Here is a 15,783-nt window from a genome sequence, read left to right on the forward strand (position 1 = left end):
CTCATCCGTGCCCTTCACACCGGGTACATATTTGCGACTACCCCTCCCCTGCTTCATACCCAGGTCGCACCGGGCAACCTGACTGTCTGCTTAAAAACCATACAGCACACTGATTCAGCCGTATCACGAAGGTAAGGATCCGTTTGGGATGCTTCATCCAACGATGCTGACGTGACGAATCAAGACGAATCAAAAGGGTGAATGTTCTGCCTGCACCCAAAAGCGCAAAATCACATAGAGGAGAAAAAAACCTGATGGCTAAGAAGATATCCCGTCGTAATGCGCTGCGCTTGATGGCTTCAACATCTGCAGCGCTGCTGGTAAATAAAGATGTCGATCTGACGGCAGCAGCTCAGATAGCAAACGATCTGGCAGGAAAGCACGTGGAAGATAGCGATAAGCCCGTTGTGTACATGACAGAAGACATCAGCCCGGAAGGACTGATGCAGATCTACGAAGCCCTGGGTCGCAAGGCCAAAGGCAAAGTCGCCGTCAAGATCTCAAGCGGAGAACCGGGTGGCAATTATTATTTGCACCCCGAATTCATCGAGCCGCTGGTAAAAGAGGTTGACGGCACCATCATCGAGTGCAACACGGCCTACCCTGGCAGGCGTTCCACCACAGAGTCACACCGTCAGGTCATGGAAGATCACGGCTTCAATGCCATTGCACCAACCGACATCATGGATGCGGATGGCGAAATGAGCATTCCGATCGTTGGCGGCAAACACCTTGAGGAAGATATCGTTGGATCGCACTTCGCCGACTACGAATTCGTGATTAATCTGGCCCACTTCAAGGGCCATCAGATGGGTGGATTTGGTGGTGTCCTCAAAAACATGTCCATCGGCATCGCTTCATCGAAGGGCAAAAGCCTCATCCACAGCGCAGGTACACAAACGACCGGGTTCGGTATGGGAACTCCGCAGGACGATTTTCTGGAATCCATGGCGGAAGCTGCTAAAGGCGTGGCGGATTACATGGGTGAGAAAATCCTGTACATCGATGTGATGAACAACCTGTCGGTAGACTGCGACTGTAACAGCCACCCCGCAGCGCCGACCATGAAGGATATCGGCATCCTGGCTTCACTGGATCCTGTCGCGCTGGATCAGGCGTGCGTCGATCTGGTGTATGCTGCACCGGATGGCGAGGACTTGATCGCACGGATTGAATCGCTCAACGCCGTGCACATCCTGGAGCACGCTGAAGACATAGGGCTGGGCAGCCGCGAATACGAGCTGGTGACCATCGACTAAGGATCTGGGGACAGTTGATGGACGAAAAGATCGCTCTGCATGCTATAGTAGTGTCGCAAGGCATCAAACGGGCGTCATTCAAGAGGGTATGATCGCCCCTCTATCCCAGTAACTTCCCCAAACGGGGCTTCATTGGGCGTGCAGAGAACTACAGCGTCAGTCTACACGACGGGCCAGTACCCGGTCAGGAAAAGCGCATTGGCTAGAGCGTGTTACAAGCTTTAGCCTTCCCCTCGCCCCCCTTTCCTGCGGTGCTAGGAGGGCGATACTTTTGTGGTAGGCGGTTAGCATACAGAGGAAAATCGTAGGCGCGAGAAACCCGCCCTACGACCCCACCGTTCAAACCGCTGGCCGAAAGTGTCGCCCTACTGGCTTACAGCAGGGGGGAGAAAAGATCCACAGCCATCAAAGGGAACAGTCAAGGAAGTCGATCGGAGTAATACAATGTCGTTGCCACTCAACCTCGAAGAACATGACACGTTATCGCCGGATCTGATCGACAAGCAGGCGCAGTTACGCGCGTTGCTGGCGGAGATGGGAAGCGTCGCAGTAGCGTATTCCGGTGGGGTGGATAGCACCCTGTTGGCAAAGGTCGCATTCGACGTCTTGGGCGACAGGATGCTGGCTGTGATGGCAGTCAGCGAAAGCCTGAGCACAGCGGAACGTGACATGGCAATCGACCTGCTGCGAGACCTCAGCATCCCGTACGTCACCGTCTCGACGGATGAAGTTCATGACCCAGATTACGCGGCCAATCCGTCAAACCGCTGTTACTTCTGCAAACAGCATATCAACAAGGCAATTCTGAACATCGCCGAAGCGAGCGGATTTGCGTTTATTGTGGATGGGTTCAACGCCGATGACGTCGGGGATTATCGTCCCGGTCGTCAGGCGGGCCTGGAACTGGGTGTGCGCAGCCCCTTACACGAGGCAAACTTCACCAAGCAGGACATCCGAACCCTGGCGCGCCAGCACGGTCTGCGCAATTGGGCCAAACCCTCGATGGCATGCCTGTCCAGCCGGGTCGCTTACGGCACATCCATCACGCCCGAAATTCTCATCCAGATCGATCGTGCAGAAAATGCCCTGCGTAAGTTGGGGTTGGAACAGCTCCGGGTGCGCCATCATGACAGTCTTGCCCGGATCGAAGTTCTACCGGAAGACATAGACGTGGCACTGCGCCATCGTAGCGAGATCGTCTCCAATCTGAAAGCCGCCGGTTATACCTACGTCACCATCGATCTACAGGGTTTCCGCAGCGGTAGTGCCAATGAGGAGCTGCTCCGGCGACATGAGTGATTCACACCTACCCTACGACCAACTGGGCGAGTATGCCCGCCTGGATACGCAGCGAATGGCGCGCCAGGGCATACCGGAATTTGTATACGCCGAAAGCAAAACCCCGGAACAGGTGGCGGCCATCATGAAAAAAATGGCAGATCGCCTCGGCTATGCGCTCGCCAGCCGCGCGACAGCGGCTCACGCCGGGGCCGTCCAAACGCTGCTTCCAGAAGCACAGTACGACCCAACATCGCGCCTGCTGACGGTGGGGGCGCTGCCCGTACAGTCCACGGGTTTGGCGCTGGTAGTTGCAGCCGGGACTTCCGATTTACCGGTCGCCGAAGAAGCCTGCGGCGTGCTCAGCTTTCTGGGGGACCCGGTCCAGCAGCTTTACGACGTCGGGGTGGCCGGGATTCACCGGTTGTTTGCCCACCTGAATACACTGAGCAGAGCTGACGTGCTGATCGTTGTTGCGGGGATGGAGGGGGCCTTACCCACCCTGGTCGGGGGGCTGGTGGCCGCACCTGTGATCGCCGTGCCAACCAGTGTCGGGTACGGGGCCAGTTTCGGCGGGCTTGCGGCGCTGCTGAGTATGCTCAACAGTTGTGCAGCGGGGATAACGGTGGTCAATATCGATAATGGACTTGGGGCAGCGACCGCCGCTCACCGGATCTTATTGGGTATGCGGCAAGCGCCGACAAATCATCCTGACGCTAAAGGGAGCTAACGAAAGATGACCCGGATTGCTTATCTGGACTGCTTTTCCGGTGTAAGTGGGGACATGCTGCTCGGTGCCTTGATCGACACCGGATGGCCCCTGGAACGATTGCAGTCAGTCGTCACGGCGCTGAAGCTGGAAGGGGTTACCGTTCAGGCGGAAGCAGTTTCCAAGCACCATCTGGCGGGAACGCAGGTTTCCATCCTCGCCCCCGATGCACAACCGCTGCGCCACCCGGCGGATCTCATTGCGCTCATCGAGCACGCGGACTTATCCGAGTCGATTCGGATCCGCGCCATCGACGTGATCATGACCCTGGCGAAAGCGGAAGCCAGGGTGCATGGCGTGCCGGTAGAATCGATTCATTTCCATGAAGTGGGAGCGGTAGATACCCTGGTCGATATTGTCGGCACGATAGCTGGACTGGAAGACCTGGGCGTCGACCGGATCGTTTCGGCTCCGCTGCCCTGGTCGCATGGCACAATTCGGATTGCGCATGGCTTTTTCCCGGTTCCGCCGCCAGCGGTAGCCGCCCTCGTCGAAGGCGTCCCGGTCGTTGGCGTTGACGTCGAGGGAGAAATGGTAACGCCGACAGGCGCGGCCCTGGTCACGCGGTTAGCTGATGCGTTTGGGCTAATGCCGCCGATGACGACCGCGCGCATCGGTTACGGCGCTGGGACACGCGAGTGGCCGGATCGTCCCAACCTGCTGCGGCTGGTTTTGGGCGAACAAGCCACAAACGCTGCGACCGAAACGCTGACCGTGTTGGCCTGTAACCTGGATGACATGGTGCCGGAATGGTACGGCCCGTTGATCGAATCGGCGCTCCATGCGAGCGCGCTGGACATCTGGCTGACGCCGGTCCACATGAAAAAGGGCCGCCCAGCAGTTGTCGTTGAAGTGCTGTGCAAACCGCAGGACGCCCTGAAGCTGCGCACACTGTTGTTCCGCCAGACCACTACGCTGGGCATCCGCGAATCGACGGTAACGCGCTGGGCGCTGCCCCGGCAAAGCCGCACCGTTACAACGATCTACGGTGAGGTGCGGGTCAAAGAAGCCTCTTTGGAGGACGGCACCCGCAAATTTGCGCCCGAACACGACGATTGTGCCGCGCGGGCAGCCGCGCACGGCGTAAGCGTCCGGGAAGTGTGGATCGCGGCGGTTCAGGCAGCGGAACAGTCTTGAGCAGACTGTACTGACCTGTACCGTTTGTCGTTCAGTTGAAAAGTGGATACCCGCCGCCAATGGCGGCGGATTTGATGGCACACCTTCCAGGGAGGTTTATAGTACCCCTTCTCACGGCACAACCTTTTAGCAGACCACTACCTCAGGTAGTGGGTTTCTTCTCTGACTAATGCGCCAAAGACCCCGATGGCAAAATCGCCACGATTGGTGAATTCCAGCACGCGCGCCCCACCGTTGTACAGCGAGGCGGCGACCTGCTTGGCGACCTCCACATCGGCGTGATAGAACAGCGGGACCATGCCGCCCGCCATCACCGTATTCAGAACCGTCAAACGATCAAACCGGGCCACTCAATCGCTTCCTTAGCTGCGAATCGACGACGCCGCTTCGTCCAACTTTGCGAACAGTTCCGGCGTCAAGGTGACGTCGAACACTTCCGCGATGACCTGCGTCCAGCCGTGCACGAAGTAAATCCACCCATCCTCGATACGCACGCCGCGGCTCGTTTGCTGGCGCTCCGCCTGGTGCATGAAGTCCAGCTCGCCGCGATAGTTCAGCTCCCAGGCCCACCCATTTTCAGGGAACAGACCGTCATCGGTGATCGGTGAGCCGGGCCGGTCTTTGCCCATGCCGGTCGCGTTGATGACCATCGAGTACGGCGGCAGCTTGCCCATGATCTCGTCGTTCACGCGCGGATCGTCGTTCAGAACATATTCGAACTCGATGTCCGTATCCAGCTTGGCGTGGATCGCTTTCAGCGATTCCAGACGTGGCGCGCTGCGGTTGACTGCGATGAACTTCCTGGGGCGATCCGCCGCGTCGGGCAGGCCCGCGAAGTACACGCTGATCGCCACCGCCGAGCCCCCCGCGCCCAGACACAGCACCTCACCGCCCGTACGCCCCCAATAACCCGGCTCGACGAAGGCTTGCAGCGACAGGCCGGACGTGATCGGGTCTTTGGCGTGACCGCGAAGCTGGTTCCCTCGCTTGGAGATCGACGAGATCTCGCCGCAGAGCTGCGCATACGGATCGAGGTATTCGAACAGGTCGCGCGTCGCATTGAGCAGATCGATCTTGTGCGTGGTTACCAGTGCGCCCTTCGACAGCGGATCGGACTTGATGTGCTCGGTGATGGCGCGGTACACCTCATCCTCGGCGTGAATGGGCGCGTCGTAACCCACGATCTGAGCGCCCAGGCCCAGAATGTCGGACCACTTCGGAAACACTTTCATAATCGATGACTTGCCGGTAGTCACGCCAACGAAGTACATCGTCGGCGTTTCGCGCTTCACCAGTACATGCGATTGGTCAACCCGTGGATCGGACATAGTTACTCCTGGTGAGATTGATGAACAAGATAGCGTGCAATATTGCCGCCCGTCAGCCGGGCGATAGTGGCCTCCTCGATGCCGTCGGCGCGCAGACGCGGAAGCACCTGCGTGGGCAGGAATCGGAGCCCTGGCCCGCCGCCGTACTGCTCCCATTGTTCTGGAAACGCCAGATCCAGGCAAATTGCGATATGCTCGCCGAGTCCGTCCGCGACCAGCGCAGGCAGCAGCTTCCAGACGTTTTGCTCCGGGTTGTACTTGGGCCGAGCAAAGGTATCGTAGCCGAGCAGCACTCCGGCCTGCGCCAGCTCACGGTGCAGCCCCACGTCGGGCCGTTTGTCCACGTGGCACAGGTAAAGCCGGGACGGAGATACGCCGCGCTCCGCGAAGAAGGGCGGCAGCGCTTCGACATTGCGCCCTGCTTCGGTGTGGAACAACACCAGCGCGCCCGTCTGCCGCGCCGCCTCTGCCACGGCTTCCATCAGCACGCGCGTCTGGCCCTCGATCGTGTCATCGTAGCCGATCTTGATCGTGGTCGCGCGAATCGTGCCGCCGCTCTCACGCGTGCCTATGATCAGTTCTTCCACAAAATAGGCCACCGCCTCGTCTTCCGTGGCGGACCACAGCCAATCGTCGGGCGGATAGTATATGCGGCGGTGGAAGCCGGTCGTTGAGGTGATGAACAGCCCCGTCGCGCGCGACAGCGCGGCGAGCTGTGTCGTGTCGCGCCCCGCCCCACCTGGCTGGCAGTCCACCAGCAGTGTGCCACCAAGCGCGCAGAAATCGCGCAGTCCCGCTTCGATCCGGTCGAAGTCGTGCAGCTCGATCCGCACGTCTGGCGCGACCCCGTCCTGCGGCGCGATCCAGACGTGCGCGTGGCTGTCGGCCAGCCCAACCGTTTCAACCGGCACCAGACCGGTTACGGTTTGAAATTTCATGACCGCTCGTAGACCTCCGGGTTTACTGTGCCTTCCGGCAGCTCACCGCGCAGCGCCGCCAGCAGATTCTGCGAGGCCATGAGGCCCATACGCAGCGTGGTTTGCAGCGTGGCAGACCCCGCATGCGGCACGGCGATGAAGTTATCCAGCTCAACCAGCGTGCGGTCAGTGGGCGGTTCCGTAACAAATACATCCGCCGCCGCGCCTGCGATCCGCCGGGCAGCCAGCGCCTCGGCCAGCGCCGCTTCATCGACCAGCCCGCCGCGCGCCGTGTTGATCACGCAGGCGGTCGATTTCATGCGCGCCAGCGCCGCCGCATCGATCAAGTGGTGCGTCTCATCCGTAAGCGGCAGGTGCAGGCTGATGAAGTCGCTCTCCTCGATCAGCTTATCCAGTGAGCGCGCCTCAACGCCCAGCGCTGCAATCCGCTCCGGCGAGGGCGGCACCGGATCGTAATAAAGCACGCGCATGCCCAGGCCAGCCGCGCGCCGCGCAACCGCCTGCCCGATGCGCCCTAACCCGACCAGACCCAGCGTTGCGCCGGTCAACTCCATGCCGGATACCCGTCCCCAACCGCCGCCCTTCACCACGCGGTCGTGGTGCGGAATATGCCGCGCCAGCGCAAACATCAGGCCCAGGGCCAGCTCCGCGACCGAGATCGCGTTCGCACCGGGTGTGATAGTCACCACCACGCCATGCCTCGTCGCTGCTGCGATATCTACCTTGTCCACGCCAACACCGTAGCGCGAAACGGCCTTGAGTTTCGTGGCACGCTCAAACACTTCCGCGCCACACTGGTCCACGCCGAGCAGCATACCGGTCACATCCGCGCCCAGCTCGGCCAGCTCCGCCGCCTCAAGTGGGCGATCGTACGGGCTGTTCACCAGCTCGTAGCCTGCATCGATCAGAATCCGTTGGTGAGGACCGGGCGTGTCGCGGAACGAGCGTGCGGTCACCAAAATTTTATCCGTCATCGTTCACCGTCTCACTTTAAAAATAGGGTCGTGCCGACCGGAGTCCCAAACATCATTTGGCGTTCACCAGAGCAAGGCAGCAGATGCGCCAATCCGCCCACGTTTCCCGGTCAATCGCTGGAAACCGCTTCACTTTCCGGCTCCGGGATAGCTGACAGATCGCCGTAGCCCGCTGCAATGGACGTCCCGGCTTTCAGCCCGCATTCCCGTGCCGCGGCCTCGGGCACATGGCCGATCACGTTCCAGGGATTGACGATGCGCAGCAGGTTATCCTGATCGACGCCGAACAGTCTGGTCAGTTCGTCGGACCACAAACCTGCGCATATGTAAGTGAGGGGTCGCTGGAGGAGGGACTAATCGGATTCGCTTTGTCTCCGAACAACCAGACCCCCTCCCCAGGGCACGCCGCGGCGTTCATGGGGTGTGTCGTCGTGAGCCTCCATCTTGCGAACGCGGACCAGCTCCACCTCGAACTTCGCGCGGTCACCGCGATGCACGGCGTGGTAGTACTCCACTGGCGTACCGTCGTCCATGTAGCTCACGCTGTCGAGCAGAATGAGCGGCGCCCCCTTCTTCACGTTCAAGTGGCGCGCTTCATATTCGTTCGCAGGCACGGCCTCGATGCTGCGCCGCCCGCGCGCGATCATGATTCCGCACTGCTGCTCAAGGAACGCGTACAGCGATTGCTGCGAAAAATCCGCTGTAGCCAAATCGGGGCAAAGTGCGTATGGGATATAAGTTGTCACAAGTTGGATAGGGAGTTCGCCGATGAAACGGAGACGCTCGATCTCGATGATCTGAGAGCCAACCTCAACGTTGAGATAGGTTGCTACCTTGCTGCTGGCCGGGACGATATTCTGGCGCAGCACATGCGCAACCGGATTGTAACCTTGCTCGACCATATCCTGGTGGAAGCCCGTAAGCTGCCCCACCAGACTTTCGCTAATTTTGGGGGTGGCGACGAACGTCCCCTTCCCCTTTTCGCGCACGATCAGGCCCTTGTGCACCATCTCGTTGAGGGCCTGCCGGATCACAGTGCGGCTGACGCCAAACGTCCGGCATAACTCCGGCTCGCCGGGAATCTGCTCCCCAGGCTGCCAGATGCCATTCTGTATATTTTCGCGCAGGATATCCCAAACCTGAATGTAGTACGGAATGGGGCTGGAACGATCTACAGAGTCAGTCAAGATGTTATCCTGTAATCTTGTTATGACATGTTAGCTTGTTTTCATTATAGTGAGAGATTCATCCGGGGTCAACGGTTCTTCAGAAATTGGCCCACTATTGGTTTAGTCGCGGGGCGCAAACACCGGCACAAAGTCGTGTTTTTTGCGGCTGCGCAACGCTCACGTTGGCATATTTAGTGCCATTCACGGCGGGCCGGACGCACTTTCAGACTTTCGATTTGATTTACAGTGGGTGATCGGCCACTGGTCGAACCAGCGTATTTACAAGCACGAGCCACACCACTATAATGGAGATAACCTGTAATCATAGGATCACAAGTTTTAATCGGGCGATTCAATTCGCAGCATGACTCAGGACATGTGACATGAGAACCGAACCTTATACTTTTGGTCTACCTTCAGGCACATTCATCCCAGAAAACTACGACAACCACATCGAACGCCGTCTCACCGATATGAAGGGCCAGTACCTGGATCAGGACGCCTACCGGGCGATGCTGGACCAGAAAGACACCCTGCTCTACGAGGTATACGAGTTCAAGCGCCCGGAAGTGGCTGGTGAACTGCTGCACGGCATTTCGATCGTGCATCCCGGCAAAGTCGGCAGCGAGTACTTCATGACCAAGGGTCATTTCCACAGCGTGCTGGAAACGGGCGAGATCTACTACTGCCTGCAAGGTCAGGGCGTGATGGTCATGGAAACGCCCGAAGGCGAGTGGGCCGTCGAAGAGCTGCGGCCCGGTCGGGTCCTCTACGTGCTGCCGCGCTGGGCGCACCGCTCGGTGAATACGGGCCAGGACGAAGATCTGATCACATTCTTCGTCTACCCGGGCGATGCCGGGCACGACTACGGCACGATCGAGCAAAAAGGCTTCCGCAAGCTGATCGTCGATGGCGGTGATGAGGCCTTTAGCGTGATCGACAATCCGCGCTGGGGCAACGCAGACAGCTAAGTCAATCCTATCGTGAGGCTCACCTTTGCCGCGTGAGCCTCACGTCCATTTCCAACGCCAGCACCAGGCCCTGCCCCACCGGGCGAGGTTCGTCGTGCCTACCAACCTGGGGCGACACGTGTCGCCAGTATTCCCCTACCCCTTGAGCGCCCCTGCGACCAGTCCGCGTGTGATGAACCGTTCCAGCGCCAGCCCGAACAGGATGACCGGCACGATCGCCAGCATTGCCAGCGCCGAAATATACCACCACTCGACGCCGCGCTGCGTATTCTGCGCCGCGATGAACGGTGGCAGCGTCACCGCCTCGGCGTTCGTCAGCATCAGCGAGTACAGGTACTCGTTCCACGAGAAGATGAACGACAGGATCGCTACTGACACCAGCCCCGGCGCGCTCAGCGGCAGCACGATGCGGTAGAACGCCTTCCAGCGCGTCGCGCCGTCCACGCGGGCGCTGTCTTCCAGGTCGGTCGGCAGGCCGTTGAAGAAGTCGCGCATGATCCACACCGCAAACGGGATGTTGAACATCGTGTAGGCGATAATCAACCCGATGTGCGTGTCGATCAGGCCGAGGTCGGCATACGCGATCATGAACGGAATGATGAACACGGCAGGAGGTAAGAACCGCTGCGAGATGATCCAGAACGCGATGTTGTCGTTCCGCCACCTCAACCTCTTCCAATAATATCTGAAGCGCGACAGGCCATATCCTGCCATTGAGCCCAGCAGCACCGCCAGAAACGTGCTGCCCGACGCGATGATCAGGCTGTTGCGAAAGCTGCCCCAGGTCTTGTCCCAGCGCTGGGTCAGGATGTAATCCCAGTGCTCGGTCGTGGGCTGAAAGTCGTAGTACGGGATGTACTTGGGAAAGCGCGTGGCGTCCAACGGCTTCTTGAACGACGTCGTGGCCAACCAGTAATACGGAAACAGGACGATGAAAGACCAGAAGATCACGATGGCATACAGCAGCAGGGTCGAACGGCGCGAGCGACGTTTCACGGTGTGCCTCCTCGATTAGAACTGATCGCGTGGTATGAAACGTCTGATCAGGCCCAGGAACAGCGTCGAAAAGATGACCACCAGCACCAGCAGCGCGAACGAGATCGCCGCCGCATAGCCGTAGTTGCCGAAGGTCAGCGCGGTTTTGTAGATGTACATCGTCAAGCTCTCGGTCGCAGAGCCGGGACCGCCTCCTGTGGTGACGACGATGACGTCGATGATCTTGAAGATCTCCAGGCCACGGATCAGGATGATCGTCGCGGAGAGCGGCAGCAGCATCGGGAACGTGATGCGGCGGAAGATCTGGAAGGGCGAGGCGCCGTCCACGCGGGCGGCCTCATAGACGTCGTCGGGGATCGCCTGCATACCCGCCAGCAGGATCAGCATCATGAACGGGATCCACTGCCAGCTATCCATCAGCACCATGGTGAAGCGCGCCCACTTGGTATCGGTCATCCACGGTACGGCCAGATCGAGTTCCGAGCCGATCAGGGGGACCTGCGCCCACCACACCTCCACATGGCGCAGCAGATCGGCAATCGGCCCTTTGAACGAGTCGAACATCATTCGCCCGGTGTACCCGACCACGACCGGCGTCGTCATCATCGGGATCAGGAAGATCACCCGCACAAGTCCGCGCATTCGGAACTGCTGGTTGAGCACCAGGGCCAGCAGCAGCCCAATCACGTATTGAACGGTCACACCCATAAACACATAAAGAAATGTATTTCGTGCCGCAATCCACAGCCGCGAGTCGTGGAGCAGCCGGTCATAGTTCCGCGCGCTGAGGCTCCAGCTCATACCCAGGAAACCGGTGCCGGTTTCACCGGTCGCTTCCTCGATTCGCTCGGTCGTGGAGCCGCCGCGCTGGATGTCCGTAAAGCTAATCCCCAGCGACCACAGCAGCGGGAATATGGACAGGGCCAGCAGGATAAAAACGGTAGGCGTCAAAAATACGCGCTTCATGATCCGGTCGTCGCGCGTACCCTGGCCTTCTTGGATGGTGAGATCGGACGATGCCTGTGCCAAATCAGCCTCTCTTCCTGGCAACCGCGTGATCGCAAAAAGCGCTACATCGCTACGTGGGATGTAGCGCTTTTTTGCATCAGACCTTCAACTTCAGAAGAGCGTTATTCCATCGTATAACCCACCGCCGCACGATACTGGTTGAGCTGCGCGTCGTGCCCCAGACGATCGGTGATCTCGTTCCACTGCTGGGCCACGTTGTCCAACGCTTCTTGCGGCGTCACTTCACCCGCAATGGCCCGCGCGATCTCGACGTCCAGGGTTTGCAGGTACTCCGCCGAGCCGGTGATACGCAGGTCGAGCACCGCGTTCGGATCGTTGATCCCGCTCAGGACGGCGTCCAGATAGTCCGTAGCGCTCTCCTCGTCAAAGCCTGCGCCGATCCACAGATCGAGCGCCTCAAACTGGCTGAAGCGCGCCGGATTGACGCCCGTACCGCCCGTGACCGCCAACTGCTTGACCATTTCAGGATCGGCCATGAACGCAGCGAAGTCGAGCGCGGCTTCTTTGACGTCACTGTCTGCCGCCACGCCGATAATCCAGCCACCGAAGGCGATGAACGGGGCGCGGTTCACGCCGGACTCTGGCGTAACCCACTCGCCTGCCACGTAGTCCCAGTACTGGTCACCACCGGGCAGCGGCGCGAAGCCGACCAGCCCCTTGATGACGGACGCTTCAGGATCGATCGAGATCGGACCGACATCGCCCCAGTCGATATTGAAGACCGACATGCCGGAGGGGTAGTACACGCGGGTATCCGCGACGTCCCAGTTGACCATTTCCGGCGGCCCGTACTGGCCGATTTCGACGTACTCGGTCAGGGCGCGGACCCAGCCGGGGTTGTTGACCTGCGGGGTCATGTCTTCACAGCTAAAGAAGAAGCACGGGTTGCCCGGCACTTTACCGTAGCCCGCCGCGTGAGAGAGGTACACCCAATAGCTTTGCGCGTTGCGCTTCTGGGCTTCCATCGTGCCGTAGATCGGACCCTTGTTGCCTTCCGTATCGAGCACGACTTCCTTACCGTTAAAGAACTTGGCGATGTCGATGTACTGGTTCCAGGTGACCGGCTCGGCCAGCGGATAGCCATATTCCGCCTCGAACTCTGCCGCATATTCCTCGTTATTGACGAGATCCTTGCGGTAGTACAGCATATGCGAGTCGCCGTCATAGGGCAGCGCGTACACCTGGTCGCCCCAGGCAACGATCCGGTCGCTGTAGAGCGGGATCACGTCGTCCCAATTCACCTTCGCCTGCAGTTCCTCGGAGATCGGCTCCAGGTAGCCCGCCGCCATGAAGTCGCCCGCCCAGTCGGCGGGGAAGATCAACATGTCGTATGCGCCAGACCCCGTTTCAAACGCGGTGATCATCTTTTCGAACAGGTCGCCGAACGCAAACTGTTGAAGCTCGACCTCGCCGCCGGTCATCTCTTCCCATTGGGGTGCGAAGTCCTCGACCGGACCACCGATCGAGCGCCCTTCCTGGGTCACGACCACCACTTTCATACCTTCAAACGGCTTGTCATCCTGCGCATAGGTGCTCAAGGGAACCAGTCCCAGCACCATAGCGACCACAAACACGAGTGAAAAGAACCTTTTTGTCATCGTTATCCCCTCACTAAGTAGCTAATTTTTAGGTCCGCGAGCGAAAGAATCGTTGTGCGTTCTACGATGATGCGGCCTCCTCCTTTCCCGTGCGGCCATGTGAATCGCACAGACGCGGCTGCTGCGCATAACTCAGCTTCGTTATTGGAAGATCATGATCGTCGTGCCTGCATCAGTTGGAAGCAATAAAAACAGCGCTAGTGGTCGTAAGGTGTGACGGGACCGGCGGATCTACAAAAACCGGACCGTCTGCCTGGAACATTTAACTTCTCGGGCTTCAAAGCCGGCCCCTGCCTATGGCCCGGTCGAGCATGTCGACGCAAGCGAGGCAAGCTCCGGCATCAACCTGTCAAGCGAACCGTGTATCCTGGCCGCAAAATCTGCGGAGCAATGTCTCGTCGAGAACGTTGAGAATGTGCTGAACGTATTGTTGAGTGTCGGGCGATGTGAAAGTGACAGGGCCAACGATAGGAGTGGAAAGAAAAAAGTTGAGTGTAAGGTCAATAACTTGCTGCGAACGAGAGCGTGCAATCCGGGGGTGGAGCGACATCCGGCGATGTTGTAAGGGTATGTTTAACTTTAAGTGGCTGAACGAACAATGGTCTCGTCGCCTCCCCATACCAACACACGCCACGTCCGCGCCGGTTGATCGGGCGATGCATGACGCTGCATCGGGAGGGCTGCACGAGAGCACTATGTGTTATCCTGTCATCTTGTGATTACAAGTGATTAGCTGTATTATATTCAAAAAAAGATTCGCACGCAACTGGTGTTAGTTCGTTCTTAGGGTCCATACTTAGAGAAGCAAATGGCTTATGAGGCGTCAGCACGACTCGGTGGTTCCATATCCATAACAGGTTGCCGCGGCGTGCCTTCCGCCAGCGCGGAACCACTTCCTCAGCGCCTCATCTCAATGTCATACTCCCCTCACCCCGGCATAACCCAATCCAGCCCTGCATCGCAATGCAGGTGCCCTGTGCGCCCGCGCGTCAGGATCGTGGCAAACCCGCGTGCTCAGGTCGGCAAAACATGGACGGGGCCCGATCGCACACTGACTATTCGGAGCAGGAGCAAACCACTAAAATAAAGACTTGTCGCGTGATGAGAATGAACTTTTTAGGGGACATCTAATGAAACAATATGTTCTTGCGCACGATTTAGGCACGACGGGCAACAAAGCCACGCTTTACGGGGCCGAAGGCGACCTGCTGGGCAGCGCGTTTTACAGCTACGACACCGACTATGGGGGCGGTCCCAACTGGGCGGAACAGAACCCCGAGCACTGGTGGCGCGCAGTTTGCGATTCCACGCGCGAGCTGATGCAGCACGCGCGCGTCCGCCCCAACGAGATCGCGGTCGTTACATTCAGCGGGCAGATGATGGGCTGCGTGCCGCTCGACGAGCACGCGAAGCCGATCCGCAGTGCGATCATCTGGGCGGATCAGCGCGCGCTCGACCAGGAACGCTGGCTGGGCGAGCGGATCGCCCCTGCCGAGGTGTACCGCATCACCGGGCACCGCCTTAGCGCCTCGTACTCGCTGTGCAAAATGCTGTGGATTCGGGACAACCAGCCCGAGATCTACGAGGCGACCTACAAGTTCGTCCACGCGAAGGACGCGATTGTGGCGCGACTGACGGGGAATTTCGTCACAGAGCCGACCGATGCCTCCGGCATGAACCTGTACGACCTCGAAAACGGCACATGGTCGGGAGCCATCATAGACGCCGCCCAGCTTGACGCCAGCAAGCTGCCCGATCTGCGCCGGTCAATCGACGTAGTGGGTACGGTGCTGCCGTCTGTGGCTGCCGAGGTAGGCGTGGCCGCCGGAACGCCCGTCGTCATCGGCGGCGGTGACGGCATGTGTGCAGCGGCGGGAGCCGGTGTGGTCCGCGAAGGCTCGGCATACAACTATGTGGGTGCGTCGTCCTGGATCGCGCTGGCGACGCCGAAACCGATCTACGACCCGGATTACCGGACGTTCACCTGGGCGCATCTCGTCCCCGGCCTGTTCAGTCCCTGCGGCACGATGCAGATGGCGGGCGGATCCTACCAGTGGACGCGCGACCAGCTCTGTTTGCCCGAACAGCAAGCCGCTCAGACGCTCGGCGTCAGCTCCTACGACCTGATGAATCTCAGCGCGGAACAGTCACCTGCCGGGGCACACGGACTGCTCTTTCTGCCGTATCTGCTCGGCGAGCGCAGCCCACGCTGGAATCCGCGTGCGCGCGGCGGTTTCGTTGGCCTGACGGTGCGCCACACCCGCGCCGACATGATCCGCGCCGTGCTGGAAGGGATCACCATGAACCTGCGCGTGATCCTGGATGCGTTCACCACCC

At 59.5% G+C, this 15,783-nt stretch carries 15 protein-coding genes; 6 read left to right on the forward strand and 9 right to left on the reverse strand.

The genetic code is table 11. The features are described 5' to 3' along the window. Window positions 1–254: 254 nt before the first annotated feature. The 4 genes from V7116_RS01830 to larC all read left to right on the forward strand — a co-directional run bounded on the left by V7116_RS01830 (window position 255) and on the right by larC (window position 4,443). Window positions 255–1,259: a DUF362 domain-containing protein gene (locus tag V7116_RS01830; protein WP_324389812.1), complete on the forward strand. Its 1,005-nt coding sequence runs from the start codon at window positions 255–257 to the stop codon at window positions 1,257–1,259. A 444-nt stretch (window positions 1,260–1,703) separates the two neighbouring features. After that, entirely contained in the window at window positions 1,704–2,558 is an 855-nt protein-coding gene (larE, locus tag V7116_RS01835) for an ATP-dependent sacrificial sulfur transferase LarE (RefSeq protein WP_324389814.1), read from the forward strand. After that, window positions 2,551–3,267: a nickel pincer cofactor biosynthesis protein LarB gene (gene larB / locus V7116_RS01840; RefSeq protein WP_324389816.1), complete on the forward strand. Its 717-nt coding sequence runs from the start codon at window positions 2,551–2,553 to the stop codon at window positions 3,265–3,267. Before larE ends, larB begins: the two co-directional genes overlap by 8 nt. Window positions 3,268–3,273: 6 nt before the next feature. Continuing rightward, complete coding sequence (gene larC / locus V7116_RS01845) at window positions 3,274–4,443, forward strand: nickel pincer cofactor biosynthesis protein LarC (protein WP_324389818.1); 1,170 nt, start codon at window positions 3,274–3,276, stop codon at window positions 4,441–4,443. Between the two features lie 137 nt (window positions 4,444–4,580). Here larC and V7116_RS01850 read toward each other — a convergent pair whose 3' ends face one another. The 6 genes from V7116_RS01850 to V7116_RS01875 all read right to left on the reverse strand — a co-directional run bounded on the left by V7116_RS01850 (window position 4,581) and on the right by V7116_RS01875 (window position 8,870). Next, window positions 4,581–4,793 (reverse strand): hypothetical protein, encoded by a 213-nt coding sequence (locus V7116_RS01850; protein WP_324389820.1) that lies wholly within the window; start codon window positions 4,791–4,793, stop codon window positions 4,581–4,583. 12 nt (window positions 4,794–4,805) lie between these two features. After that, window positions 4,806–5,771 (reverse strand): shikimate dehydrogenase family protein, encoded by a 966-nt coding sequence (locus tag V7116_RS01855; protein ID WP_324389822.1) that lies wholly within the window; start codon window positions 5,769–5,771, stop codon window positions 4,806–4,808. 2 nt (window positions 5,772–5,773) lie between these two features. Then, entirely contained in the window at window positions 5,774–6,709 is a 936-nt protein-coding gene (locus tag V7116_RS01860) for a phosphotriesterase family protein (RefSeq protein WP_324389824.1), read from the reverse strand. After that, window positions 6,706–7,683 (reverse strand): phosphoglycerate dehydrogenase, encoded by a 978-nt coding sequence (locus V7116_RS01865; protein WP_324389826.1) that lies wholly within the window; start codon window positions 7,681–7,683, stop codon window positions 6,706–6,708. The genes V7116_RS01860 and V7116_RS01865 overlap by 4 nt, the downstream gene beginning before the upstream one ends. A 110-nt stretch (window positions 7,684–7,793) precedes the next feature. Further along, entirely contained in the window at window positions 7,794–7,997 is a 204-nt protein-coding gene (locus V7116_RS01870) for a hypothetical protein (RefSeq protein ID WP_324389828.1), read from the reverse strand. Between the two features lie 39 nt (window positions 7,998–8,036). Next, on the reverse strand, window positions 8,037–8,870 hold the full coding sequence (locus V7116_RS01875) for a GntR family transcriptional regulator (protein ID WP_324389830.1): 834 nt from the start codon (window positions 8,868–8,870) through the stop codon (window positions 8,037–8,039). Between the two features lie 365 nt (window positions 8,871–9,235). Between V7116_RS01875 and V7116_RS01880 the strand changes: the two genes are divergently transcribed. After that, window positions 9,236–9,823 carry a glucose-6-phosphate isomerase family protein gene (locus tag V7116_RS01880; protein ID WP_324389832.1) on the forward strand — a complete coding sequence of 196 codons (588 nt, stop codon included), beginning with the start codon at window positions 9,236–9,238 and terminating at the stop codon, window positions 9,821–9,823. 135 nt (window positions 9,824–9,958) lie between these two features. Here V7116_RS01880 and V7116_RS01885 read toward each other — a convergent pair whose 3' ends face one another. The 3 genes from V7116_RS01885 to V7116_RS01895 form a co-directional block, all read right to left on the reverse strand. Then, window positions 9,959–10,819, reverse strand: coding sequence for a carbohydrate ABC transporter permease (locus V7116_RS01885; protein ID WP_324389834.1), 861 nt, complete (start codon window positions 10,817–10,819; stop codon window positions 9,959–9,961). Window positions 10,820–10,834: 15 nt separating this feature from the next. Then, window positions 10,835–11,848, reverse strand: coding sequence for a carbohydrate ABC transporter permease (locus V7116_RS01890; RefSeq protein ID WP_324389836.1), 1,014 nt, complete (start codon window positions 11,846–11,848; stop codon window positions 10,835–10,837). Window positions 11,849–11,949: 101 nt separating this feature from the next. Then, the gene (locus V7116_RS01895; protein WP_324389838.1) at window positions 11,950–13,446 is read right to left on the reverse strand and encodes an extracellular solute-binding protein; all 1,497 of its coding nucleotides are present in this window, start codon (window positions 13,444–13,446) and stop codon (window positions 11,950–11,952) included. 1,130 nt (window positions 13,447–14,576) lie between these two features. Between V7116_RS01895 and V7116_RS01900 the strand changes: the two genes are divergently transcribed. Beyond that, window positions 14,577–15,783, forward strand: a 1,207-nt coding sequence (locus tag V7116_RS01900; RefSeq protein WP_324389840.1) for a xylulokinase, incomplete at its 3' end; no start/stop codon positions are given.

This window comes from Aggregatilinea sp. (genome assembly GCF_036822615.1).
Taxonomy (GTDB): domain Bacteria; phylum Chloroflexota; class Anaerolineae; order Aggregatilineales; family Aggregatilineaceae; genus Aggregatilinea.

Bases quoted from the DNA above. Each gene is read 5' to 3' on its own strand.
- V7116_RS01830 (WP_324389812.1), top strand. From the start codon at position 255: ATGGCTAAGAAGATATCCCGTCGTAATGCGCTGCGCTTGATGGCTTCA.
- larE (WP_324389814.1), top strand. From the start codon at position 1,704: ATGTCGTTGCCACTCAACCTCGAAGAACATGACACGTTATCGCCGGAT.
- larB (WP_324389816.1), top strand. From the start codon at position 2,551: ATGAGTGATTCACACCTACCCTACGACCAACTGGGCGAGTATGCCCGC.
- larC (WP_324389818.1), top strand. From the start codon at position 3,274: ATGACCCGGATTGCTTATCTGGACTGCTTTTCCGGTGTAAGTGGGGAC.
- V7116_RS01855 (WP_324389822.1), bottom strand. From the start codon at position 5,771: ATGTCCGATCCACGGGTTGACCAATCGCATGTACTGGTGAAGCGCGAA.
- V7116_RS01860 (WP_324389824.1), bottom strand. From the start codon at position 6,709: ATGAAATTTCAAACCGTAACCGGTCTGGTGCCGGTTGAAACGGTTGGG.
- V7116_RS01865 (WP_324389826.1), bottom strand. From the start codon at position 7,683: ATGACGGATAAAATTTTGGTGACCGCACGCTCGTTCCGCGACACGCCC.
- V7116_RS01880 (WP_324389832.1), top strand. From the start codon at position 9,236: ATGAGAACCGAACCTTATACTTTTGGTCTACCTTCAGGCACATTCATC.
- V7116_RS01895 (WP_324389838.1), bottom strand. From the start codon at position 13,446: ATGACAAAAAGGTTCTTTTCACTCGTGTTTGTGGTCGCTATGGTGCTG.